The sequence below is a fragment of the Algoriphagus algorifonticola genome (assembly GCF_007655305.1).
GTDB lineage: Bacteria > Bacteroidota > Bacteroidia > Cytophagales > Cyclobacteriaceae > Algoriphagus > Algoriphagus algorifonticola.
In genome coordinates this window covers 75,944-101,013 of sequence record NZ_VLOG01000053.1, presented here as the reverse complement: position 1 = coordinate 101,013, position 25,070 = coordinate 75,944, and the positions used below count along the sequence as shown (strand labels likewise).

Annotated in this window: 19 protein-coding genes; all 19 read right to left on the bottom strand. The window is 46.2% G+C overall.

The annotated features are described in order from the left end of the window. Nucleotides 1-2 precede the first annotated feature (2 nt). Nucleotides 3-4,385 carry a CusA/CzcA family heavy metal efflux RND transporter gene (locus FL972_RS14590; RefSeq protein WP_144606367.1) on the bottom strand — a complete coding sequence of 1,461 codons (4,383 nt, stop codon included), beginning with the start codon at nt 4,383-4,385 and terminating at the stop codon, nt 3-5. Between the two features lie 147 nt (nt 4,386-4,532). Continuing rightward, a complete protein-coding gene (locus FL972_RS14585; RefSeq protein ID WP_144606365.1) occupies nt 4,533-4,928 on the bottom strand; it encodes a hypothetical protein in 396 nt (131 codons plus the stop codon). A gap of 79 nt (nt 4,929-5,007) precedes the next feature. Next, on the bottom strand, nt 5,008-7,071 hold the full coding sequence (locus tag FL972_RS14580; protein ID WP_144606363.1) for a copper-translocating P-type ATPase: 2,064 nt from the start codon (nt 7,069-7,071) through the stop codon (nt 5,008-5,010). Between the two features lie 18 nt (nt 7,072-7,089). Beyond that, nucleotides 7,090-7,674 carry a DUF2911 domain-containing protein gene (locus FL972_RS14575; RefSeq protein WP_250161364.1) on the bottom strand — a complete coding sequence of 195 codons (585 nt, stop codon included), beginning with the start codon at nt 7,672-7,674 and terminating at the stop codon, nt 7,090-7,092. Then, a complete protein-coding gene (locus FL972_RS14570) occupies nt 7,671-8,384 on the bottom strand; it encodes a PepSY domain-containing protein (protein WP_144606361.1) in 714 nt (237 codons plus the stop codon). Before FL972_RS14570 ends, FL972_RS14575 begins: the two co-directional genes overlap by 4 nt. Then, complete coding sequence (locus FL972_RS14565) at nt 8,381-9,694, bottom strand: APC family permease (RefSeq protein WP_144606359.1); 1,314 nt, start codon at nt 9,692-9,694, stop codon at nt 8,381-8,383. The genes FL972_RS14570 and FL972_RS14565 overlap by 4 nt, the downstream gene beginning before the upstream one ends. A gap of 9 nt (nt 9,695-9,703) precedes the next feature. Continuing rightward, nucleotides 9,704-12,058 (bottom strand): multicopper oxidase domain-containing protein, encoded by a 2,355-nt coding sequence (locus tag FL972_RS14560; protein WP_144606357.1) that lies wholly within the window; start codon nt 12,056-12,058, stop codon nt 9,704-9,706. A 164-nt stretch (nt 12,059-12,222) separates the two neighbouring features. After that, nucleotides 12,223-12,987 carry a class I SAM-dependent methyltransferase gene (locus FL972_RS14555; protein ID WP_250161363.1) on the bottom strand — a complete coding sequence of 255 codons (765 nt, stop codon included), beginning with the start codon at nt 12,985-12,987 and terminating at the stop codon, nt 12,223-12,225. Between the two features lie 19 nt (nt 12,988-13,006). Then, nucleotides 13,007-13,693: a hypothetical protein gene (locus FL972_RS14550; protein ID WP_144606355.1), complete on the bottom strand. Its 687-nt coding sequence runs from the start codon at nt 13,691-13,693 to the stop codon at nt 13,007-13,009. 19 nt (nt 13,694-13,712) lie between these two features. Then, nucleotides 13,713-14,177, bottom strand: coding sequence for a nuclear transport factor 2 family protein (locus FL972_RS14545; protein WP_221444439.1), 465 nt, complete (start codon nt 14,175-14,177; stop codon nt 13,713-13,715). A gap of 24 nt (nt 14,178-14,201) precedes the next feature. Further along, complete coding sequence (locus FL972_RS14540; RefSeq protein WP_144606352.1) at nt 14,202-14,639, bottom strand: hypothetical protein; 438 nt, start codon at nt 14,637-14,639, stop codon at nt 14,202-14,204. Between the two features lie 92 nt (nt 14,640-14,731). Next, nucleotides 14,732-15,127 (bottom strand): 5-fold beta-flower protein, encoded by a 396-nt coding sequence (locus FL972_RS14535; RefSeq protein ID WP_144606350.1) that lies wholly within the window; start codon nt 15,125-15,127, stop codon nt 14,732-14,734. A gap of 138 nt (nt 15,128-15,265) precedes the next feature. After that, the gene (locus FL972_RS14530) at nt 15,266-15,778 is read right to left on the bottom strand and encodes a DUF3347 domain-containing protein (protein ID WP_144606348.1); all 513 of its coding nucleotides are present in this window, start codon (nt 15,776-15,778) and stop codon (nt 15,266-15,268) included. Nucleotides 15,779-15,925: 147 nt separating this feature from the next. Continuing rightward, nucleotides 15,926-17,710: an efflux RND transporter periplasmic adaptor subunit gene (locus tag FL972_RS14525; protein ID WP_250161362.1), complete on the bottom strand. Its 1,785-nt coding sequence runs from the start codon at nt 17,708-17,710 to the stop codon at nt 15,926-15,928. Between the two features lie 18 nt (nt 17,711-17,728). Further along, a complete protein-coding gene (locus FL972_RS14520) occupies nt 17,729-19,153 on the bottom strand; it encodes a TolC family protein (protein ID WP_144606346.1) in 1,425 nt (474 codons plus the stop codon). 10 nt (nt 19,154-19,163) lie between these two features. Then, nucleotides 19,164-22,988, bottom strand: a complete 3,825-nt coding sequence (locus tag FL972_RS14515) for an efflux RND transporter permease subunit (RefSeq protein ID WP_144606390.1) — start codon at nt 22,986-22,988, stop codon at nt 19,164-19,166. A 119-nt stretch (nt 22,989-23,107) separates the two neighbouring features. Further along, complete coding sequence (locus tag FL972_RS14510) at nt 23,108-23,542, bottom strand: HYC_CC_PP family protein (RefSeq protein WP_250161361.1); 435 nt, start codon at nt 23,540-23,542, stop codon at nt 23,108-23,110. 233 nt (nt 23,543-23,775) lie between these two features. Next, the gene (locus tag FL972_RS14505; protein ID WP_317129950.1) at nt 23,776-24,774 is read right to left on the bottom strand and encodes a hypothetical protein; all 999 of its coding nucleotides are present in this window, start codon (nt 24,772-24,774) and stop codon (nt 23,776-23,778) included. A gap of 3 nt (nt 24,775-24,777) precedes the next feature. After that, nucleotides 24,778-25,047: a hypothetical protein gene (locus FL972_RS19720; RefSeq protein WP_317129949.1), complete on the bottom strand. Its 270-nt coding sequence runs from the start codon at nt 25,045-25,047 to the stop codon at nt 24,778-24,780. Nucleotides 25,048-25,070 lie beyond the last annotated feature (23 nt).

The window sequence follows — 25,070 nt, the reverse complement described above, 5'->3', positions numbered from 1 at the left end:
TTTTACTGTTGACCAAATAGAAATTCCAGGTTGATTACTGCCTGATTATACTGATTGAGTGCATCGAGGTAGCCTGATTTGATGTCCATCGCACGTTGTACACCCTGCACATATTCCACATAACCTATCGCCCCCTGGCTAAATCCCCTTTCTGCATTTTCAAGGATGATGTTGGCCTGGGGCAGGGCGTTTTCTTCATAATAAGAGAGGGTGTTTCCCAGCTTTAGGTAAGCCTGTGAGAGCTTGGCGTATTCAGCACTAAGGTCATTCTCTGTAGCTCTGTAATCGGCTTGTGCGGCCTGTTTCAGTTTGTCGGCTGCACGGATGCGTGCCGATTGTGCTCCGAAAAACAGTGGTATGCTGATGCCGGCCTGTATCCCGGAAAAGCGATTGGAACCTGTGGCCAGTCCACCATCGCTCAATGGACTTCCAATGAGAGACTGGTTGAAGTAACCAATGGAGAAATCAGGGAGCAACTGGTTTTTCTCCAGTTTTTTGCTTTGCGCAGCTATGGCAATATCCTGTTTGGTATAAGCCAATAGCGGATTATTGGCCAAAGCGGCCGAATCCATTGACAAAACAAAGGGTCTGGCAATTAGCTGCCCCATGTTCAGTATCAGGCTGTCCTGCGTATTCAGCAGGGTCTGCATTTGTTTGTACCACCCGAGGTAGTCTGCCCTGTTTTGATTGAGCAGGTTGCGGATTTCCATGAGTTGTGTTTCTGCCGTGGCTTTTTCCAGCATATTGCTCTCCCCGGTACGGAAGCGGACATCTGCTGCCTTGGCGAACTTTCCATATAAAGTATCCTGCTGAAAGAGCAGGTTTTGTACTTCGTCCAGATAGACCAACTGGTACCAGGCGGCTTTTACCCTGGCAGCAAGTTGGTTGGTTGTAATTTCCTTTTCCAGTTCCAAACTGGTGACCTGCTCCCTGAAGAGGGCTGCCTTGGCCGTGTACACCGTAGGAAATGAAAACCGCTGCGAAAGGTTGAGCGCCAGATCGGTTTCAAAGCTGTTGTACTGCCCGTATTGGAGGCCAACGTCAGTTTTAGCCGGATCAAAAGCCGTGCGTTTCAATGATCTTCCACCTTCTATCCGGTAGTCGTCTGCAGCAAGTGCCGGATGGCTGTTTTTGGTTGCCTCAATGGCCTGCTCCAGAGTATAGGACTTGGGTGTATTGCTATCCTGAGCCTTGGCTTGGTTAGTGGAGGCCAAACTCAATGCAAACAACAGGATGACAGAAGCGACTGTTTTATTGCCCAGTTTTTTAAACCCATTTTCCAAATAGGTGTACAGCACCGGCAATACCACAAGGGTAAGAAGAGTAGCCGTGAGGAGGCCACCAATTACCACGGTAGCTAATGGCCTCTGTACTTCCGCCCCGGAGGAGGTAGATAGGGCCATAGGCAGGAAGCCGAAGGAAGCTACCAAAGCGGTCATCAATACGGGCCTGAGCCTAGTGCGTGTTCCTTTGAGTATCCGTTCTTTCAGGTCAGTTACTCCATCCGCTTTCAGGTGGTTAAACTCCCCGATCAAAACAATGCCATTCAGCACAGCCACACCGAAGAGGGCAATGAAGCCAACACCCGCAGAAATGCTAAAAGGCATATCTCTGAAATAGAGGGCATAAACCCCGCCAATGGCCGACATGGGTATGGCCGTGAAAATGAGGACACTCTGCTTCACTGAATTGAAAGTGAAGTAGAGCAAAGCGAAAATAAGCCCCAACGCCAGGGGTACGGCAACAGCCAGACGCTGGCGTGCCTCTATCAGGTTTTCGAATTGGCCACCATAGGTGATGTAATACCCTACTGGAAGTTCGAGGGACTGGTCTATTTTTGCCTTGATCTCGTCCACTATACTCTCTACGTCCCTGTTCCGCACATTGAAGGCAATGGTGATCCTGCGCTTGGTATCGTCACGCTGGATCTGGATAGGGCCAGGGATCAACTGTATTTCTGCCACTTGGGTGATGGGCACCTGCTGGCCAGTGGGTGTATTGATATAGAGGCTCTTCACATCGCTAATATCCTTACGGTTGTTTTGCTCCAGCCTTACTACCAGGTCAAAACGCCTTTCACCCTCATACACAATTCCGGCACTTTGTCCGGCAAATGCCGTGTTGATCACATTATTGATGTCTTCCACATTCAACCCATAACGTGCAATAGCATCCCTGTCCATCTCTACTACGATCTGAGGTAACCCCGTTATTTTCTCCACATATAAATCCTGAGCGCCCTCTACGGTGTTCACAATGTCACCGACTTCTCTTGCTTGTGCGCTCAATACGTCCAGATCTTCACCATATATTTTGAGCACTACATCTTGCTTTGATCCAGTCATGAGTTCGTTGAACCGCATCTGGATGGGTTGCTGGAAGCTGAACACCACACCCGGCAAAACGGATAAAGCCTCATTCATTTTATTGGCCAACTCTTCCCTGTCTTCTGCACTTGTCCACTCCTTCTTGTCCTTGAGTACCACGATCATGTCGGTTGCCTCAATGGGCATGGGGTCGGTTGGGATTTCCCCTGATCCGGTTTTGCCTACGACTTCTTTCACTTCAGGAAAATTATCCATTAGGATTTTTGCCGCTCTGTTGGAAATTTCCACACTTTCAGTCAGTGAGGTTCCCGTCATCACCATCGTACCGATGGCAAAATCCCCTTCGTCCAGCGTTGGGATAAACTCCGCACCCATTCGGGAAAAAGTGAAGAGGCTAACGAAAAACAATACAACGGCAATCAGGACTACTGTAACCCTTCTTTTCAGAGCCAGACCAATTACGGGGCTGTATAGCCGCTGGAAAAAATCCATCATTTTGTCGGAAAAGTTTCTCTTATGTTCAGTCCTTTTACTCAAGACAAGCGCAGACATCATGGGTACGTAGGTTAGGGACAAAATGAAAGCACCCAGAATAGCAAAGCTTACCGTCATCGCCATAGGGCCAAACATTTTTCCCTCTATACCCACTAGGGTAAGCAAAGGCAAGTACACGATTAGGATAATAATCTCCCCGAAGGCAGCTGACTGCCTGATCTTGCTGGCTGCCCCGTACACCTCATCATCCATCTGCTGTTGGTTTAGCCGGGCTATGCCCATGTGATGGGATTTGCTCATGGTAATGCGGTGAACCACACTTTCTACTATGATCACTGCTCCGTCCACAATCAACCCAAAGTCAATGGCTCCCAGGCTCATCAGGTTACCGGATACTCCAAAAACGTTCATCATGGCTATGGCAAACAGCATGGCCAGCGGGATAACCGATGCGACCAGCAGACCGGCCCGCATGTTTCCAAGAAAAAGCACCAAAATGAAAATAACAATCAATGCCCCTTCTATCAAGTTTGTGGAAACGGTTGAAATTGCTTTGTCGACTAGTTTGGTACGGTCTATAAAAGGTTCGATAGTCACACCATCTGGTAAAGAATTTTTGATCTGTTCTACCCGTTCCTTTACATTTTCGATGACCTGTGCCCCATTCTCATCTTTCAGCATCATCACTACTGCTCCCACTACTTCTCCTTCGCCATTCCGTGTAATAGCTCCATAGCGGACAGCATGACCCAACTGCACCTTGGCCACATCCTTTACCAAAACGGGGATACCACTCTGGTTGACCCGCACTACGATCTTTTCAATGTCTTTCAGGTCATTCACTAAGCCAGAGGAACGAATGAAATAGGAATTTGGCTGTTTTTCGATATAAGCTCCACCAGTGTTCTGATTGTTCTTTTCCAAAGCCTGAAACAGATCTGCAATGGTAACATTCATACTACGAAGCTTATCCGGGTCAATCGCTATTTCGTATTGCTTGAGATAGCCCCCGAAGCTGCTCACGTCCGCAACACCGGGAGTCCCCAGCAACTGCCTGCGCACAATCCAATCCTGGATGGTGCGAAGTTCCATCGGGGTGTATTTTTCTTCATAGCCTTTCTCAGGCTGCAAAGTGTATTGATAAATTTCGCCAAGCCCGGTACTGATGGGAGCCATATAAGGGTCGCCCACGCCTGGAGGGATTTCCCTTGCTGCTTGTCCCAGCCGTTCGTTGACCTGCTGCCGTGCCCAATAGATATCGGTATTCTCCTTGAATACGATGGTAACAACTGACAGGCCGAACCGGGAAAACGAGCGTATCTCGTCTATCTCCGGGATGGTGGCCATGTTGATCTCTATAGGGAAGGTGATGAGTCGCTCCACTTCCTGGGCAGCCAGGGAAGGGGAAGCAGTAATAACCTGCACCTGGTTGTTGGTAATATCCGGCACCGCATCGATGGGAAGCTGTGTAAGCGAATAGCCTCCCCAGATGACCAGGGCCAGCGTGAACAGCCCAATGATCAGTTTGTTCCTGATGGAAAATTGAATGATTTTATCCAGCATTGAATTATGTTTGAAATTTTGATTTATTGAATAGAATAGAACGGGCGAAAAATGCCCATAGGAAGTATCCCGGACTGGAATAAACGAAAAGCCGCTTAAGGGCAATAGCCGATAACGGTGTAAATTTTAAAAGAAAGTCCGGTTAAATCAGGCCTGTGGAGGCTGGAAAGGGGATTCTGAGTACTCAGAACAAAGAGAAAAACTATAGCGTGTTGCTCTTATTTCTGTTGTAATGTGAATGGGAGTCATTTCTGTATACCCCCATAGTTGGGCTATGTAAGTGTATCCGTGACAGCACTGGTGCTGACCGTGAAAAGGTAAGTTTTTGTCATGCTCGTCATCATGGTGGCCTTTTGCATTTTGCCCGTCACCATAATGAAAGTCAATAAACTCTGCGAATGAAGTTCCATTATGTTCTGCATATTCCTCGTAGTGTTCAAAAAGCACCGGAAGCTTTGCTAATTCACAACATAAATCCAAAGTAGGTCCCATTGCCTGCATCAGGAACAGAAAGCTGAACGATATGGATAGAATGGAATTCATTTGCCTGCAAATATACGCAAAATTAATGTGCAAGGGTATTGCAAAAGTCGGCAAGTACCCTTGGGGATTCCTAAATAGTTCAGCTTTTCATCTTCCTTTTCAGCAATTGCGCATTAATGGCCACTATGACCGTACTCAGGCTCATGAATACTGCGCCTATTGCAGGACTAATCACCAGACCCGGAATAAATCCTGTGGCCAAAGGCAATGCGATGGCATTGTAGCCGGTGGCCCAGGCGAGGTTCTGAATCATCTTGTTGTAGGTGGCTCTGCCAAACAGTACCAGGTTGGCAATGTCTTTTGGGTTGCTATTGACCAGGATGATGTCGGCTGTCTCGGCAGCAACGTCTGTGCCTGAACCAACGGCAATGCCCACGTTGGCCTGTGCCAGTGCAGGGGCATCATTCACCCCATCACCCGTCATGGCCACAAAGTGCCCTTCTTTTTGGAGTTTCTTAATGATTTCCACTTTTTGATGGGGCAGTACTTCACCATAGTAGCCATCCAGCCCGAGTTTTTCACTGACTGCCTTGGCGGTTTTCTCATTGTCTCCGGTAGCCATATAGAGCTTCATGCCCTTTTCCCGAAGGGTTTCGATGGCTTTAGGGCTTTCTTCCCTGATTTGATCGGACAAGGCTATGAAGCCAATCAACTTTTCTTCCAAAAGCACAAAAACTATGGTTTCTGCGGCATCAGATCCTGCCTGTTCAGGGATGTTTATGTTGTTTTCTTTCAGATAGCCGGGGCTGACCACTTTCCAGTTTTGTCCATCGATCTTGCCCTGAATGCCCTTGGCCGTCAGCGATTCAAAATTTTCAACCTTTTTCAATGTCAGACCTGCCTCTTTCGCTACTTTCACAATGCCTTGAGCAATTGGATGCTCGGACTGCTGCTCCAACGAAGCGGCAAAGGCCAATAGCTCTTCTTTGTCTATATCATCCGTCAGACTCTCATATCGTGAAACCCCAAACTTCCCTTCGGTCAGAGTCCCGGTCTTGTCAAATACCATTGCAGTAATTTTCCGGGCATTTTCAAAAGCGGTACGGTTACGGATTAGCAAGCCTTTGCTTGCGGAAACAGCAGTGGAAATGGCTACAACCAGTGGTATGGCCAAACCCAATGCATGTGGACAGGAAATAACCATGACGGTCACCATTCGTTCCAGTGCAAAATCTAACGGCTTACCCAAGCTGATCCAGGTCACCAGCGTAGCTGTACCGGCACCAATGGCGATGAACGTGAGCCATCTGGCGGCAATGTTGGCCAGGTTTTGGGTTTTCGATTTAGCTTTCTGAGCCTCTTCTACCAGCGTGATCACTTTGTTGAGGTAGCTTTCTTTCCCGGTTTTGGACACCTTTACTTTGATGGACTGGCTGCCATTTACCGATCCACCAATGACCTGGTCTCCTTTGGATTTTTTCACCGGCTTGCTCTCACCGGTGAGCATGCTTTCGTCCAGGTGGCTTTCCCCATCCACCACTGTGCCGTCCGCAGGTATTTTCTCATTGGCTTTTATCAGGATGATATCCTCCTTTTTCAGTTGATCAACCTTGATGTCCTTGATTTGGTCTCCCTGAACCAAATGTGCTTCGGAAGGCATCATCTGCACCAGTAATTCGAGCGCTCTTGATGCACCCATTACCGATTTCATCTCGATCCAATGCCCCAGCAGCATGATGACGATCAGTGTGCCCAACTCCCAGAAGAAATCCATCCCTTCCAAACCAAACACCACTGCCGAGCTGTACACGTAGGCCACAGTAATGGCTACTGCAATCAGGGTCATCATACCCGGGTTTTTGTCTTTCAACTCATCCCAAAGTCCTTTGAGAAAAGGCCAGCCCCCATAAAAGAAGACAATGGTGGAAAGCCCAAAAAGGATGTACTGATCACCAAAAAAGGTCAGCTCAAATCCCAGTAATTGCTGAATCATGTGAGACAATGCAAGAATTGGTACGGTGAGCACAAGAGAAACCCAAAAACGTTTTTTGAAATCCTCGATCATCATGGCGTGGTGGTCGTGGTGTCCATGCTGATGGTCTGATTTGTTGTTGGTTTGATGCCCTGATGAATGGGACTTTTTAGTCTCGCTACCATGCTCATGATGGTGATGCTTTTGATGATCGTGGTTATGCTTTTCCATGAGTAAAATTTTTAGTGGTTAATCTGTTTTAAAGGGAAGGGAAATACTGAGCTTTTCCCATGACATGTGGATGGCACCTGAGCCTTCTCCTTTGTCTTCTATGGTATAAGTTAGCCGTTCGGTAAGTGGCATTCCCGTTTCCGGTGTTACCTCAATCCTGATGACATCATCGGCCTGATCGTAATCATCGGCCAGGTGCTGCTCCCAGTTTTTATTCAGGATCAATGTCCAGCGTTCCTGTCCGGGAATGGTAAAGAACGCATATTTTCCTTTTGGGATCGTAGTTTCTTCGATTTGGATTACTTTGGAAAATTCTATCGTGGTGGCACTGTGTGCCCCGGTTACCCAAACCTCATCATAGGGTACTAAGCCTCCCCAAATGACCCTACCTCTAACGGCTGGTGAATGGTAGTTAATAGAAACATGGGCATTACCCACATTGCCATGCGCTTCCTGAGGGATGCTCTTTTTCGAGTTGTCCGATTGCTCAGTAGGTGCTTTTTCCGGCTGATGGTGTTCGTGACCACCATTTTCACCTTTTTTGTTTTGGCAGGATACGATCAGCAATCCCAGTGCAAGTGTGTAAATCAGTTTGTTCATCATTTATTCTTTTTAAGTTTTGAAGTGGTTTTTAAGAAAGTTTTAGAGGATACTGCGTAAAGTGTAAAGCCTGATAGCACTGTAAATAGGCCAAAGACTGAAAATGCCCTGAGCAGCCAATTGTTAAAGTTGTCCCGCCCGGCATAATCCATGGTGTGGAACATCCAAAGAAAATCGAACCAACGCCAACGGCTGTGGCGTACCCGTTCGAAGTTGCCGTTACGGGCATCTACGTAGGCCGTAAGGTTTTCGGGATGCTCAAAGTGGACAGCCCAGGCTGGTAGCGGCCTGCCACGGTATTCATGATGGTTGTCGGTTTCAGTAATCCATTCTGTTTTCAGGATTTCCAGGTTTTTTACGAGATGGTTCTGTGCGATTTCAGTCGCCTCTTTTTCGGTTATACCTTTCTTTATTTGCCCGGTTTCTGCATTAAAAAGCAGGCTATCGTTGACCCAATAATGCGGTTGGTGATTGATGTAGCGAAGCTCAAGGGATGAAATACCAATCGTTGAATCCAATTGTGCCGGACTGATCAGGTTCCGGGGTGAATGGGTCGTGACATGCTCATGGTGGAACTGGTCTCCATGGATTTCGTCAATATCCGTCCAACTGAAATAGAGGCCGCTGACCGTCCACCCAATAAACTGAATGCCTATAAAAATCCCCAGATACCGGTGTATTTTTCGGATGTAGTAGTTTCTGTTTCGTTTCATTTTTGGGTAGATTTATCTGCTCGACTTAAGAACCATTTTTCACCTGCGAAAACTAGTAGCATCACAGATGCAGAAACAATAAGAACCAAAAGGTCAGATGATGCCTTGATCCATAAGAAAGCTGCCAATACGATGAAATCCAACACCATCGCTGTGAGTACAATTGTTCCATTGGCTTTCACCTCTTTCCTCAAATACTTATATACACCCCAATGAATAATGATGTCCATCACCAAATAAAAAATGGCTCCTATGGAAGCAATTCTGGACAGATCAAAGAAAATAGTCAGGATGATAGCGATAAACACCACATACACCAACATATGCTTCTGTATTCGGCCTGACATGCCCAAATGACTATGTGGAATAAGTTCCATATCTGTAAGCATAGCCGTCATACGAGAGACTGCAAAAATGCTGGCAATCACTCCCGAAATAGTAGCTATTATGGCAATAGCAACGGTAAAATGAAGACCAAAATCTCCAAAAGCAGGTCTGGCAGCTTCAGCAAGTGAGTAATCTTTGGCCTGAATAATTTCAGAGATTGTAAGGCTTGAGTTCACAGCGAAAGCAACCATAAAATACACCACTGTGCATATCAATAAAGAAATAATAATAGACCGGCCAACATTTTTTTTGGGTTCTGTAATTTCGCCACCACTATTAGTAATCGTAGTGAATCCTTTGTAGGCCAAAATGGAAAGTGCTAAGGCCCCAATATAACTGGTTGCTGAATAATCAGTGTTTTCGATGGCTTTTGGTATCAACCCTTCCAGAGAAAAGCCCACTGCCCAGAGAGCTCCTATGGCAAAAACCAGAATTCCGATAATTTTGATAAATGACATGAACTGTGATGACTTTCCTATCAGCTTGTTGCCAGAGATGTTAATCAACAATGCGCAGATCAGAAGAGCAACACCCAAAATTGGAATCCACAGTTCCTTATTTTCAACTTCGAATAATTGAAGAGTATAAGAGCCAAAAGTTCTGGCAACCAGGCTTTCGTTGATTACCATGGATAGTGCCATCAACAGTGATGCAGAACCTGTAATGGTTGATTTACCATAAGCTTTTTTCAAAATCATGGCTATTCCCCCGGCCGAAGGATAAGTATTAGAAACTTTGATGTAGGAGTAAGCACTGAAGGCTGAAATGATGGCTCCCAAAACGAAAATGTAAGGAAACCAGGTCCCTGACAGTTCAGCCACCTGGCCCAATAATGCAAAGATTCCAGCACCGATCATTACACCAGTACCTAAAGCAATTGATCCTAATAAACTTAAACTTCCCTTTTTATAAACTTCTTCCATAACTTCCATTTAAAACATGACTGACAATCCTGCACCTGCCCCAAAGCGATTGTCGTAGCTAGTCATCAGTGAAAAATTCTTAGACAGCATGTATTGTGCACCGGCACTCCATACAATTTCTTCTTTGTAATCTTGGCCAGCCTCCAGGCTGTTTACCCATCCTGCGTCAATTTGATATTCGTAATAGCCAAAAACGGACAATTTTGGAAATACCATAAGCGAGCGACCAATTCCGATCCTGGGCCGAAGTTCATTATCTACCCGCAGATCAACACTGAACATATAAGGTGTAAACCATCTGATGCCAGCCACTGCAATTGTCTTCATTTCATCTAAACTATTTCTGGTGGTATTCTCAACATTGACACCTCCGAAAACCCTCAAATAATCGTACAGATAATACTCATAAGAAAATTCAGCTTCCAGATTTTGATTCCATCCGTATTCCATTGATAAATTGAATTGATTGCGGATGTTTGAGGTGGTCAGATTTACGGTTGTATTATGTGAAGCAACATCTGCCATTCCCCAACTGTAAAAGCGGTTGGTTTCGTGGATCAGTTTGGAAATGGGAAATGGTTTCATTCTTGGGTCTTCCGGGGTATCATAGCTGACTACACGTGCCATTCCTCCCATCATGTGATAAAGAATATGACAATGAAAGAACCAATCTCCATATTCGTTCCCGTAAAACTCAATTGTAACTTTCTGCATCGGGGGTACATTCACCGTATGCTTCAGGGGCGAGTAGTCCCCGTTTTCGTTGATGACACGGAAAAAATGACCATGTAAGTGCATTGGGTGGTGCATCATGGTAAGGTTATTGAAAGTAATCCTTGTTACTTCTCCTTCATTGATCTTAATCTTATCGGTTTCAGAAAGTGGTATGCCATTCATACTCCAGATATAGCGGCTCATATTACCTGTCAGATTTAAGAGAATTTCTTTTACGGGAACATCCTCCGAGTAGGTTGTATTTTCTGTAGACTTGAGGTAATCATAGTTATATTCAGAAAACATATTCATTCCGCCCATTTCTGCAGATTCCATATTGGTTGATGGTGGTGAGGTTTGCATCATTTTATCATCACCCATTCCGCTCATTTTAGTTTCTTCAGGATCGTCCTTTTTCATATCCATCCCCTGATGCATTGATATGTCACTTTTCGTGTTGTCCATGTTCATGCCGCTCATTCCATCCTTCATCTGCATTCCCCAGTTTCGCATCATTTTTTCAGGGTCAACTTTTTTTGGACGGAATTTCAGGGCTGGGGCTCCCATACGCATATCCATTTTGGACATTTGCTTCATCATTGCAATTTTATCTGGCCGGGGCACCGCAGGTGCTGGTAGCATTTCACCTTGCCCCAGAAATGCGGATGCGGTACCGGATCCATCTTGCGCAGTGATTTTAAATTCCATTTTGCCTTCTTCTGGAATAGTCACAATGAAATCATACGTTTCGGCTATGGCGATGAAGGTCTTGTTGTGGGCAACAGGCTCCACATTAAGACCATCGGCAGAAACAATAGTGGGATTTCCACCACCAAAGGTCATCCAAAACTGCGTTGAAGCTGCGCCATTGATAATCCGTAACCTTACTTTTTCACCTGGTTTGAAGTCAGGGTATTCTTGCTTTTGCTCGCCATTCACCAAAAAAGCCGGGTAATAAATATCTGCTATGTCGGCACTTTCCATTCTCTGCCTCCAAAAATTAAGCTGTGCACCCAGTGCTCCACGAGCGATTACCTGGTTCAGTGGCGTGGCCGTTCCTTTTCGCCAGTTATACCACTCCGTTCCTCTTTTTAGAAAACGAAGAACGCTCATTGGATTTTCATTTGTCCAGTCTGAAAGCACCATCACCAACTCTTTATCATATTCAAGGGGCTCTTCCTTTGGTTGAATGACAATAGAGCCGTAAACCCCACTTTGTTCCTGAAGCATGGTATGCGAATGGTACCAGTATGTACCGGATTGCTTTAAAGGGAATTCATATTTTTGGGTATGGCCCGGCTCGATGGGTGGAGTGGTCAAGTAGGGTACCCCATCATAAAAATTAGGTAAAAGCAGTCCATGCCAATGAACTGAGGTTTCCACGTCCATTTCGTTTTTTACGTAGATCACGGCATACTCTCCTTCAGTGAACCGGAGGGTAGGCCCGGGAATGCTGCCATTAACAGTCATTCCTTTAACATCTTTGCCGGCTTTGTTGACCATTTCCTGTTTAAGCGTGATCGTGTATTCCCTAACCGGAAGGTTATCCACATTTCCTTCAACTGACTTTTCTGTAAGGTTTTGAGCCCTCGTAGACAGGCTAAGCAACGAAAAAGAAATGGTCAAAATATAGTAGAATCTTAAGTTCATGATTTCCGTAATTAAATTTGATTTTTGATTTTCAATGATTTAGTTCCCTCATAATAGCAAAATGACCCGATCCTGGTATTAATAAAGCCTGTCTCCTGCACATCCGAAAACCCTGCCTCACGGATGTAATCCGGCAGCAAGCCCTTCACATTGGCTGTGGTGGTTTAGAAACCGTCCAGAAGCTGCACGGTGTAAAAAACTGTGCGCATCCATCGGTTCTTTGCCTTGCCCCAATCGCCAATGATGAGCTTGCCTCCGGGCTTTAGAACCCGGTAGATTTCACTGAAACAATGCGCTTTAGTTTCATCATCTAACTGATGAAATACCAGACAACTGTAGGCCTTGTCAAAAACAGCATCATCATACGGAAAAATGCCCCCATTGTAGAGTTGGAGTTCAACCAGAATGTCTTTGTCTTTGAGCTTTGAAAAGGCAATCTCCCGTACTTTAGGGTCAATGTCTAATCCGAAAAATGAAGAGTTGGGAGACCGTGAAGAGGCAATCGCCAGATTAGCCCCTGTGCCAAAGCCAAACTCAAAAATTTGCTCATGAGGTTCGGGCTTTAAACGGTCTATTAGTTCGCTTCTAAATTTCTTTTCGGGCATGGTCAGCCTTATGGTGGTATCATAAAGGCCAGTAAGGAAATCATACCCCAGTGCGGGGATGAATTTCTTCTCAGTTTTATGTTCATGATTTTTCATTTTTTCTCTTAATTGTTTTTGTTCTAATTTTTCCCAGCCTTGGCTGACCAAGCATTTATGTGAGCCGAATGCACAAAAAATGCAGCATTGATCGCCCGGAACAGTAATCTCGCATTCACATCCCTTACAAATGAAGCTATCCAGCCGCTCGTTATAAGGTATTCTGCAAACCTGCTGCTGGCCACATACCGGACAGGTAAGTACCGAATCAAAAAATAACCCAGGCATACTGGTGATTTCAAGTCATTTAATGGTCATGCTCCAGTTCCAAAAATTTACCTTCCGGCCCTACACCTTCTATGTGTACCAATTGTGCTCCGTAATGTCCTGCCTGTGCCACAGCATAAGCAGCGCTCAATAACACAACTGCTACAATAGCCATTGCCCATCTTCTGGATTTGAAAATGAACAGGTTGACCCCTTGCAACAACACTCCAATAAACCCAAGATTGATCGTCCAGTCAGCCCAGAAGTCATGTTGTTCGAGCACGAGCTTGGCATGTTCGGTTAGTCCGTGCGTATGGGGATGGAAGTTTCTGCCGGCCAAGTACGCAGCTACAAAACCTACCAGCACCAGGGCAAAGGCTGTCCACGCCAATTCCTTTTTGATGAAATAGATGTTGACAACCGCCAGAATGGCCCCCACAATCAGTAATACGATAGCGAAATGGACAATCAGTGGATGGATTGTGGGGAAATCTGCCAAATCAGCCGTGACCTTTTTTTCGTGGTGTGCATCTTGAGGATGTGTATCGTGGCTCACTGCCTCACTGGTATGTTCATGTTCACTTTGATCTGCCTCGCTGGTGGGGGTGGTCATCACAGTATCCGCTTGTTGGGCGGTGCTGTCTTGTTTGCTTTTGTGGCCGTCATGAGCCGATACGGTTGCTGTAGCAAATAGTACCAGTACAACTGCTTTTAGAGTATTTTTCATTGTCATATTATTTAGTTGGTTAATGATTGGTCTGTGGTTTTCTTGCTGATGAATGGGTTTGCCATATTTTCCATTGACCGTTTTCTTTTTTCAAAATGCTGGAGGCAACTCCTTTTCGCTCAATAACTGACTTGTCCTTGCTTAGCACAATGGTGTATTTGTAGGTTTCAGTAGCAAAGGCAAATGGCAAAGCGACTTCAATGGCTACTTCATAGTCACTAAACTTGAAAGATTCGAAATGATGGAGCTCCGGGCCCAGGTGGTTGGCCAGATAGTCCTGATATCGGCCTTCAACTTTGCCTGATTCAATAACAATTGATTGCGATACAAATAAATTACCTGTGCCCGTTGTATCGAGGCTTTCAATGGCCTGTTTGTATGATTCCAGGACTTGTTTTACCTGGTTAATTTCATCCGACTGTTGCGCTTGAGTCTTCACGGCCACTATGGCAGCAAGACCAAAAAAAAGCAGTTTCAATTTCATAGATTTTGGGTTAAAGGATTGTTTTTAGTTTTTCTTAAATGCGTTGTAATTAGCCTCTGATTCAAAGTAGGCAACTGCGCCTTGCGGGTTCATCAGCACGATGTAAGCCTCCGATTTATCTACAGGATTACCACTGTACGGATCAATGGCGATCCTTGCACTTTCCAGGTTGTTAAGCTTATCCACGCACATTTCACAGCAACCATAATAGGTTTTGCCATTGACCGGTACCGGGATTTGCGGCTTGCCCATGTAGGCGTCATTCACCATGCATACCAGGCTTGGTTCCACCGGTCGCTCAATTTCATCTGGGCTATAGCCTATAGAAGGCTGTAGCTGCTGATGGTTAATCCAATACACCAATGCTGTGGCTGTCACTAATAATGCCGCAATGGTCAGGTAGGCATACACCAGATTCCGGGTAGATGTCTTAGGGTTGTCCTTGTTACTTTTCTTCTTCATGACTTTTCCGTTTGGTGCCTGATGGAAGAGTGGCGGCAGGATTGTATGCATGACAACCTACACAAGGGCCACTCTCCAACAGGGCTTTAATTTTACTTATCTTCCTCTTTTTTCATTTCCTGTTCCAAGAAGAAACAGTGTGTAGCACACGCATGAAGCTTATAGTTTTTGTGTACTGTGCCTTTCTTGTGACCTTCCGGATCCAGAATCTCGCATTTATCCCCTATCGTTTTGGTGCTCAGGATGAAGACTCCATCGTTGTTGTAATAGCGGCCATCTTTTTTAGCCTTTCCTAATGAATTGCCTTCCGCATCGTAAACCCTGCCGCCTTTGATGAAGCCCAGTTTTTGACCTTGGTTGTTAAAGACTATGTCTTCTTTACTGATGTACCCGAGTTTGGTGCCCCGGTCATCCGATACCTCTCCTTTTCCATTGATGTGAATAAGGCGTTGCTCTGTCTTGCTACTTGGCTGTGCCAAGACCCCCATGTGCTACCAGCAGCATTCCTCCAAGGAATACGATGCTGAAAATGATGTGCTTGTTCATGATACATTTAATTTGTACCTGCATGAAAAGGAGGGAATAGTACAAAAGTCCATTCCATCCGATTCATACAGGTCTTTGATTCAATTGATCGTCTCTTTCACGCTTCCGCACTTCAGCATTTTGTCACCGAAGTAGGGATTGCTGATTTCCTTTTCATTGGATAGCCAATAGCCTCCGGTGTTGCCGTTGGCCATGGGGCAGTATTCCAGATAGAGTTCTCCCATGCTGATATCAGCTCCCTTCACCAAGGTGGCCATCTCATTGCTTAAGGCGGTAAAAGCCTTTCGCTGGTTTTCCAGTGAACCTGCTTGCGCAACATTGGCCGCCTCTGTATGGACTTTATCACTTCCTTTGATATTGTGAAGGGCCTTCACCAAAGATTCAGAAGCAGATTTTGCTTTATGAAAATCAGACGCCACCAAAGCATTCTTCAAATGGATGTAGTGTGTGTAGGAAGAACCCAGTGCCTTGTCTTTAAACATTGGTTCCATCTTTTCACTGCTTGCTTGTGCACCATGCGCTGCATGGTCGTGTTGTGCGGTTGCCCCCCAGCTTACTAAAGCCAGACAAAGCATGATCATTGTTTTTTTCATTTTTCTATTTGTTTAAAGGTTAAATACTTGAATCAGGGCTAAACCAGTGACCAGAAGAATGACTATTCCCCAGACCATCCGGCTGACCCATTTTTTTATTGTTGAAGGAGCTTTTTCATCTCCGGTTTTACAGCAACTTTTCATCTCTTAATGGTTATGTCCACTGGCTGCTTGCTTGGCAGGCCCTCCATCCTCAAAGACTTTTTGACCTTTGAGATACGTCTCTTTCACCTCCCCACAGGAAAGCATGGCCTCACCGAAGTAGGGGTTGAGAATCTCTTCCGTTTCACTGAGCCAAAATGCGCCCTTATTGTCAAATGCCATCGGGCAGAAATCTTTGTACACTTTGTCCTTTTCCAGTCCGAAAGATTCGGTCATCTCCAGCATATTTTCAGAAAGCATTGAGAAGTGTTGCCGCAGGCCATCCAGGCTTTCTTCAGCCTGCATCATTTTAGTTGCTTCTGAAAACTTCTGTTTCAAAGCCATCCAGTGATCGTGTGCCTGGCCTTTCAGCCCGGCCATGTCAATCTGGTCCAAAGCTGCCTCCAACTGTTCCAATGCGGATTGTGTAGCCTTTGGATCATCAGCGACCAAACCATTCTTTACTTTGAAATAAGCATCGGCCAGCGCTGTGATTTGTTCCCTGAAAGCCTGTGGTACGTCCATGGTTTTCACATCCGGACGCATGAGCATACTGTAGTTTCCGGAAAGTTGTGCAGCCGCATCGATGGCAAATACTCCATTGGTCACTATCTCTTCACCCGCTTCCAGTCCGGCTTCCACCAGCCACATTTCGCCCATACGTGGGCCAATGGTGATTTCACGCATTTCGTAGGTAGGGAATTCTGTGTCGGGTACCTTGACATATACAATGGAGCGTTTGCCCGACCAGAGCAAAGCGGTACGGGGTATGGCCAAAGAGGATTGCCCTTTGCGTAAAGTGGTCCGCACCCTGGCGTTGATGAACATTTCAGGTCGCAGCTCTCCGTTGCTGTTGGAGGCCTCAGCCCTCACAGAGGCTGCACGGGTTGAAGAATTTATGACCGGATCTATGTAGGTAATCTTAGCTTTAAAGGTCTCTCCGGGAATGCCTGCTGCGGTAAAGTTGACCTCATCACCGATTTTTACAAATGGGAGATCGGATTCATACGCATCAATCATTATCCATACCCGGTTCAGGTCAACTATATCAAATAAAACTGATCCAGTGTTCACATAATCACCAACTGAAATATTCCGCTGGGTTACAATACCACTTTTGTCGGCCAGCACATCAAATTGATCCTGCACTTTTCCAGAACCTTCAAGATCGTCAATTTGCTTCTCATTAAGTTTCCATAAGCGCAGTTTTTCCCTGGCTGCCTGATAAAGTTCGGGATAGGTGGATTTGGTAGAAGCAGCCTCCAAAAGTTCCTTTTGTGCTGTAACCAGCTCGGGTGAATAAATGGTGGCCAACCTTTCGCCCTGCCGGACAACCTGGCCGGTGAAATTGACAAAAAGCTGATCGATACGTCCCGGAAATTTGGCCGTGACAGAAGCCAGTTGGCGTTCATCGGCTTTCACTTTTCCGGTTAGAAAAAGCTCCCCTTCAGGTGACACTCCTGTAACTCTGGAGGTATGGATATTGGCCATGGCCACCGCTTCAGGGGTCATCTCATGAATCAATGGATTCGAACTGGCTGATGACCGTTTAGTGGAAGCTGGTATCAGGTCCATTCCGCAAATGGGACATTGGCCGGGTTCCGATTGCCTGATCTGCGGGTGCATAGAACAGGTCCAAACCTCATTACCTTCATCATGGTTATGCACGGCTGCTTCCGTCTCCTGATGACCTGAAGATGGTTTTACCATCCAGCCGAGTACGCCTCCCAATGTCAGCGCTACGAGCACGATCAGTAGGAGTTTTTTATTTTTAAATATTTCTTTCATCATTTTAACTTTTTAGATCAATTAATTCAGTTCTGTTGCTGCCAGGTTTTCCAGCATGGCAATGGTGACGTGCTGATCTACTATTGAAGTGATCAGCTGGAGTTGATAATCGAGCAATTGCTGTTGTACCCGCAGCACTTCCTCGAAATCCCGTCCGTCAGTAGCGTAGCTGGTCATCAGCAGGTTCAGGGTTTGCCCGGCCAGGTCGGTTTGCTCCCGGTACAGCTTTGTCCTTCTGGTTGCATCGTCCAAATCCCGCAAGGCGGTTGACCATCGGGTGGTCAACTGATTGACGGTGTTTTCCCTGCGCTGCTGAACGGCCAATTGTTTCAATTCCGCCTCTTTCTGTAAAGCATTATACTTTTTCCGATAGATGGGTATAGTCAGCCTCAACATGGGCATCACCATGTCATTGCCGCCCATCGGCATTCCATTTTCTGTCCTTGGACTAAAGGGCACATAGTTGACGCCTGCCCCCAACATAGGCCTGCCTTCCAGCCGAGCCATCTTTTTCTGTGCCTCATAGGCTTCTTCCTCGGCATCCAGCATTTTCAACATGGGATTGTTCTGCGTAATGCTGTCCAGCAAAGCCTGGCGCTCCCAAGAGACTACTGATCCGCTCAATGAATCGGCTATGCTTACCACTTCATTGATATCCCGGTTAAGCAACTGATTGAATTCGGCTTTAATGGGCAGTCGGGAGTCTTCAAGCAAGGCAAGTGTGTTTTCCAGTTCCTTGATCTGAATCCTTACCCTGAGCACATCACTCATGCCTGACCCGCCCCCGTTCATTGATGAGGAAGTACCCATTGAAGAACCACCTTTTGAACTGCTTTTACCGGAAGTGCCACTGGTCATTCCACCGCTCATTCCACCCATTGACGATGCTGATGAGGTGGAGGAACCGCTGTTCATGCTTGTAGCTTGCTGCATATTGCTAGGGCCGGAACCGGTTCCTATATCTGCACTCTGAAAACGAATGAGCGCCAGCCGCTCATACTGTTTAAGAATCTCAAGGTTTTCCTCCGTAATGCGGATTTCCTCTTCTAGCCGATACAGTTGATACCAGGTGTTTTTTACCTGATAAAACAAGCGGTATTTGGCATCCTGAAACACTTCGTACTGCGCCAGTGCCATTTTGCTTGCTTCATCCTTTTGGGTTTTCAGCATGCCGAACCAGGGAAACATCTGCATCAACTGGATGTCGGCTTGCTGGTTGCCCATGAACCGCTCCATTGGTTGAAAGAAGAAACCCATGGTCAGTTCAGGATCAGGAAGTGCTCCCACCTGAGGTACTTTTTCCAAAGAGGCCAGATATTCATTGAAGTAGGCTTTTAACTCCGGGTTGTTTTCTGCTGCTACTTTCAGGTATTCATCCAGGCTTTGTGAAAAGCTTGTGGACTGAACTCCTAAAAACAACAGGAATATGATTGCTATTTTTTTCATCTTCCTCTATTTATGATTCAGTAAATACTTTGGGATTGCGTTTAATCTTGCGCTCTGCCCACCAACAGTATAGGACTGGCACCAGCAGAACCGTCATAATTTCGATGATCATGCCCCCGAATGAAGGAATGGCCATGGGTATCATAATGTCGGATCCTCGCCCGGAAGATGTGAGTACAGGTAAGAGGGCCAGTAAAGTGGTGGCGGTGGTCATCATGGCCGGGAGTACCCGCTTTTGACCAGCCTCCAATACAGCTTTGCGAACCTCCTTCACGTTTTCAGGTTCCCGTTTCTCAAAGCTTTGCTTGAGGTAAGTAGCCACCACTACGCCATCATCGGTAGCGATTCCAAACAGTGCTATGAAGCCTACCCAGACGGCCACACTCAGGTTGTAGGTCTTCATCTGGAAGAGTTCTCTCATATTGGTGTCAAAGACCGAAAAATCCATGAACCAACCCTGACTATACAGCCAGAGCATCAAGAACCCACCTGAAAAAGCCATAGCAATGCCTGAGAATACAAATAAGGTGGTAGAGATGGCTCGAAACTGAAAATACAGGATCAGGAAAATGGCCATAAGGCATAGCGGGACTACAATTGCGAGTCGTTTCTCTGCCCGCACCTGGTTTTCGTAGCTTCCCGAAAATTCATAACGAACCCCGGCAGGTACAATGAGTTCGCCCGAATCAATTTTCTCGCGAAGGTGGCGTTGCGCATCTTCCACTACTGTTACCTCCGCAAATTCCGGGAGCCTGTCCAGGAGTACATACCCCACCAAAAAGCTATTTTCCCCCCTGATCATTTCGGGCCCGGGGCGATAGGTGATTTTCGCTAATTGACCCAACGGAATGTAGTTGCCTAAGGGTGTGGGTACCTGCATGTTTTCAATGGATGAAGGATCATCACGGTATTCACGGGCATAGCGTACCCTTATCGGAAAGCGCTCCCTTCCTTCCACCGTGGTGCTCAGCTTCATGCCACCGATGGCTGTTTCTATATAGTCTTGCACGTCCCGTACGTTCAATCCGTAGCGGGAAATCTGATCCCGGTCTATGTCAATCTCCAAATAAGGTTTTCCCACAATCCGGTCAGCAAAGACAGCTTCACTTTTTACCGATGGCACTTCTTTCAGGTATTTCTCGAGTTGAAGGCCGAATTCTTCAATGGTCTTCAAATCAGGTCCATACACCTTAATACCCATAGGGGCCCGCATACCCGTTTGCAACATCACCAGGCGTGTCTCAATAGGCTGTAATTTGGGAGAGGAGGTTACGCCCGGAATATTGACGACACCAACAATTTCGTCCCAAATGTCATCCGGTGTTTTGATGTGATCCCGCCACTGGCGGAAATATTCTCCATCAGGATCAGGAGTGAGATGCTTTATATCTATTTGCTCAGGGGACATGGTTTCCGGGTCATAAACGTCTCCATTTTGAAGCAGAAACTGACCATCATCATTCACCCGAAAGCGTTGCTTGGTTCCATCTATATCCGAAACATATTCGCTTTTGTAGCTGATGGTATTTTCAAACATGGAGATAGGGGCCGGATCAATGGCCGTTTCCGCACGGCCGGCTTTACCGACCACCATTTCCACTTCGGGGATGGCCGTTACCATCATATCCAGTTTTTGCAGTACCTCACGGTTTACTTCTATGCCGGAGTGCGGCATGGATGTGGGCATCAGGAGAAATGAACCCTCATTGAGAGACGGCATGAACTCTTCGCCTAAGCCCGGAAACACTTCAGATACAGCCGTCCATCCCGGGGTTTCCCTTAAGTTCCAGCCTAATTTTTCTGTTGCTTTTGGCAAAAAGCCGAATACCTTGTCAAAACCCAGCCAGATATTGGCACCTAATAAAATAATGACAACAGGTATAACCAGGAACAAGCCCTTATTGTCCAGGCACCACATGAGTATTTTAGGGTAAAGCCTGAGGAACAAAGCGAAGGTGCCAAGCATCAGTCCGAGGATTACAGCAATAAACAGAAAATTGACAAGCAGGCTATTGGATACCCCCAAAGGTACCCATTCGGTGGTCAGTAGCCAGGCTACAGTCACTACTGTTACGCCCACCATCATCAGATCGCGGTATTTTCCCAGTCTATCAGGGTAGTGGTGCAGCAGCACGTTCACCAGCCCGAAACCAAACAGCACCCAGCCTGCCCATGACCAGACGGTGAAGGCTATTACCGGGCCGGCAATGAGTAACAGGTAATTCAGGTACAGACTTGTTTTGCCTTTGCCTTTTTTCATGGAGAATATCCAGTGAGAAAAGGCAGGCATGATGATGAGGGTAAATATCAGAGCAGCAACCAAAGCAAAGGTTTTGGTGTAGGCCAATGGCCCGAAGAGCTTACCCTCAGCTGCCTGCAAGGTGAAAACTGGTAAAAAACTGACAATGGTGGTACTCACTGCGGTAACAATGGCAGAAGCTACCTCTGTAGTGGCATCATAGACAGTTTTTAACTTGGACTGGCCTTCCGGGGCAATTTCCAGGTGCCGGAGAATGTTTTCATTCAGGATAATCCCCAGATCGACCATGGTGCCGATGGCAATAGCGATACCCGAAAGCGCTACGATGTTGGCATCCACTCCGAAGTACTTCATAAAGATAAAGCACATGAGCACGGCCAATGGCAGCAGGGCGGATATCAGAATGGAAGCCCGCAGGTTGTACACCATCACGATGATGACTATGATAGTAATCAGGATCTGCAGGCTGATGGCTTCATACAATGTGCCGAGGGTCTCATAGATCAGGCCGGTGCGATCATAGAAGGGTACTATCGTTACTTTAGAAACCGTGCCGTCTGCCAGTGTTTTGGACGGAAGGCCATCGGCTATGGAGTTGATTTCTTCTTTTACTGCATTGATGATTTTCAGCGGATTATCACCGTAGCGGGCAATGACCACACCGCCCACTGCTTCGGCTCCTGATTTGTCCAGAATGCCGCTCATGTTTCTTGGTTGGGGACCAATATTGACCTTGGCAACATCTTTTACCCGGATCGGGACATTGTCCGTTACTTTCACCACGGCCTTATCCAGGTCGGCCAGCTCTTCTACATAGCCCAGGCCCCTGACAAAATAATCGACCCGGTTTACTTCAATGGTGTTGGCCCCTACATCGATGTTGCTGTTCCTTACGGCCTGCATCACATCCATAAGCGTAACACCATGTGCTTTCAGAGCGGCAGGGTCAACATCCACCTGGTATTCTTTGACATATCCACCCACAGAAGCCACCTCTGCCACCCCTTCCACTGCAGTGAGGGCGTAGCGTATGTAATAGTCCTGGATGGTGCGCAGTTCGTGAAGATCCCAACCTCCGGTAGGGTTTCCGTCTTTGTCCCGGCCTTCCAGCGTGTACCAATACACCTGCCCCAGGGCGGTAGCATCAGGGCCAAGTTTTGGCTGCACATCCGGTGGAAGCAAACCTGCCGGTAAAGAGTTGAGTTTTTCCAGCACCCGTGACCGGCTCCAGTAGAACTCAATGTCTTCATTAAAAATGATGTAGATGCTGGAAAAGCCAAAAGCTGAACTACTCCGCACACTTTTTACACCTGGAAGACCCAGCAATGCCGTGGTGAGCGGATAGGTGATTTGATCCTCCACATCTTGCGGGGAACGACCCATCCACTCGGTGAAAACGATTTGCTGGTTTTCTCCAATATCCGGGATGGCATCTACGGGTACGGGATCACGGGGAAGGAAGCCCACCTCCCAGTTGAACGGGGCTGTAACAATGCCCCAGGCTACAATGAGTAGCAATACGAGAACAGTAACGAGCTTATTCTCGAGAAAGAATTTGATGATGGAATTGAGCATATTTTGATTATTTGATGAATACAATGGTTTGATGGTCTGATGGAATAAATCCAACATACCACGTAGCATAGTTGAACCCGGCCGGTAATCAAATTATCGGAGGTTCAGATCATCAAAAATCAAATAAGGAAGGATTGAACGAGCACAGGTATGTCACGCTCAATCAATGGGGGGGAATAGTCGTTAAACGTATAGTGATCAACGGCAGTGGCACTAAAAAGAAACGATACCACTGCGAAGAGAACTGCGATCATTTGAAAGTCAGGAACCGCCACTTTGGACACTTGGGTAAGGTCTTCATGTCCTTCCATTACTACAGTCTGGTCTTCGCAACAACCCTTTTTAGTGACCTGCTGATGTTCGCAATCTGGATCATGCTTATCCGTGGCACAAGGTGATTTCTGTGTGGCCATTTCGCAGGGCTCAGCCCCGGAAAAAAGTGCAATGCTCTCCAACTGCCCCATGCAAAAATGCATACCAAAGGTGAAGCTCGTGGAACTGAGCAGCACCAATATGGAAAGCAGGATGGCCGATATTTTTCTAAAACGTTGCACTTTGTAGAAAGTCTAATGCGAATTTACGGAATTTAGTTCAGAATGTTCGATTTTAATATCAAAAATGATGGTTTGTATTTCAAATACCTCAATATGTAGATGTTTGAGATTTATTTTCCATCTAAAAATTTTGGTCTGTTGATGCTTATTTTTAAAGTCGTTATCTCTTATTCAGGAATGATCAGGAATGAAAAGAACCCCGTGTGGGTGAACTCATCCACACGGGAGTTCCGTCAGAAACTAATCACCGCTTCAACCACGACTCCACTAAATTCAGCCCCGGCAAAACGCCCTGTCCACGCATTGCCTTCATATTGCTGCTTCATGTACTCAACTTTTGTTAAAACGTTCTTTGAAATAAACCAGCCTCCACCAAAGTTGATCCGGCTGATATCGAGGTTCTCTGATGCACTTTCTCTCATCTTGCCATTTACTGTATTGTACCTTCCACCTATGTAGAACTTTTCATTTGTACCAAACCGATAAAGAAGTTCAGCGGCAAGCTGTGTGAAGCCCCCTTCAGTATCTGATTGGGGCTGGGTAAATTCATTGTTGCCATTGGCCAACTCATATATCCCGAAGAATTCTAGTCCCTTGAATTTGATGAATGGATTGATCTGTAAGGCGGTAAGTTTTGTGAATCTGGCATTGAACCTTCCATCTCTTGGACCTCCTTCAGCAACTCCATTGGCATCAGGTAATGTGTACAATACATTATAATACCTGGTCCCTGCCCTGTCACCACCATATAACCAGGTTCCAGTTGATGTACCATTATTGATATACCAGGAACCTGTTAACCGCACTCTGAAGTCTTCATTAAGTTGCTTGTCAAATCCAAGTTTGCCATAAAATGATGGCTTGTTGTCGGTATTATCGTTCACCGTTACATTTTGATTGAGCTTACCGTTTGTGAGCCCAACCACCGCCAATAAACCATTCTTTTGAACTGTAAGCTCTCCGAATGCCTCGGTCGAGAATGCATCCATAAGATAATTCCCCACAAAGGGGTTGAAAATACCTCTGGCATTGTCTGTTCTCCTGAAACGTGCGTCCCCATAGTTGAACTCATCTAACCCTATGGTAATACTTGCATATTTCATCACTCCCTCCAGAAACCCAGGTTTAACAAAGTCAAGATTATCCACTCTCATGTATCCACCCTTAATCCATGCTTCGTTGTGTGCTCTGGAAGAAAGATAGGTCCTAAGATGCATGCGAACTCCGTCCAATACCTAGACGTCCAGGTTGAGGTTGGCAGACGGCAAATTGAAGTCTGATCCCAGTTTGGTCAGGTTACCTGCCGTATTGCTTTGCCTAATACCTTGAAATTGCATGGCGAAATCACCGCCTACTCTTACTTTGAGGCCATCAAAGATAACTGTATCCTCTTTTGAGGGCTCGAATACATTCAGGCCGTTTTTATCGTTTGGCCTGAAATACTGCAAGGCCGGTTGCTGGGCATACACTACGCCAGATGCCAATATTAGAATGGCAACAAGCAAGGATTGAATTATTTCCTTAAATC

What these genes read in the sequence shown, in the direction of transcription:
- FL972_RS14530 (WP_144606348.1), bottom strand. Translation starts at nt 15,778, where the DNA reads ATGAAAAAAACAATGATCATGCTTTGTCTGGCTTTAGTAAGCTGGGGG.
- FL972_RS14520 (WP_144606346.1), bottom strand. Translation starts at nt 19,153, where the DNA reads ATGAAAAAAATAGCAATCATATTCCTGTTGTTTTTAGGAGTTCAGTCC.
- FL972_RS14540 (WP_144606352.1), bottom strand. Translation starts at nt 14,639, where the DNA reads ATGAAGAAGAAAAGTAACAAGGACAACCCTAAGACATCTACCCGGAAT.
- FL972_RS14525 (WP_250161362.1), bottom strand. Translation starts at nt 17,710, where the DNA reads ATGATGAAAGAAATATTTAAAAATAAAAAACTCCTACTGATCGTGCTC.
- FL972_RS14550 (WP_144606355.1), bottom strand. Translation starts at nt 13,693, where the DNA reads ATGAAAAATACTCTAAAAGCAGTTGTACTGGTACTATTTGCTACAGCA.
- FL972_RS14590 (WP_144606367.1), bottom strand. Translation starts at nt 4,385, where the DNA reads ATGCTGGATAAAATCATTCAATTTTCCATCAGGAACAAACTGATCATT.
- FL972_RS14575 (WP_250161364.1), bottom strand. Translation starts at nt 7,674, where the DNA reads ATGATGAACAAACTGATTTACACACTTGCACTGGGATTGCTGATCGTA.
- FL972_RS14580 (WP_144606363.1), bottom strand. Translation starts at nt 7,071, where the DNA reads ATGGAAAAGCATAACCACGATCATCAAAAGCATCACCATCATGAGCAT.
- FL972_RS14515 (WP_144606390.1), bottom strand. Translation starts at nt 22,988, where the DNA reads ATGCTCAATTCCATCATCAAATTCTTTCTCGAGAATAAGCTCGTTACT.
- FL972_RS14555 (WP_250161363.1), bottom strand. Translation starts at nt 12,987, where the DNA reads ATGCCTGGGTTATTTTTTGATTCGGTACTTACCTGTCCGGTATGTGGC.
- FL972_RS14560 (WP_144606357.1), bottom strand. Translation starts at nt 12,058, where the DNA reads ATGAACTTAAGATTCTACTATATTTTGACCATTTCTTTTTCGTTGCTT.
- FL972_RS14565 (WP_144606359.1), bottom strand. Translation starts at nt 9,694, where the DNA reads ATGGAAGAAGTTTATAAAAAGGGAAGTTTAAGTTTATTAGGATCAATT.
- FL972_RS14535 (WP_144606350.1), bottom strand. Translation starts at nt 15,127, where the DNA reads ATGGGGGTCTTGGCACAGCCAAGTAGCAAGACAGAGCAACGCCTTATT.
- FL972_RS14545 (WP_221444439.1), bottom strand. Translation starts at nt 14,177, where the DNA reads ATGAAATTGAAACTGCTTTTTTTTGGTCTTGCTGCCATAGTGGCCGTG.
- FL972_RS14570 (WP_144606361.1), bottom strand. Translation starts at nt 8,384, where the DNA reads ATGAAACGAAACAGAAACTACTACATCCGAAAAATACACCGGTATCTG.
- FL972_RS14585 (WP_144606365.1), bottom strand. Translation starts at nt 4,928, where the DNA reads ATGAATTCCATTCTATCCATATCGTTCAGCTTTCTGTTCCTGATGCAG.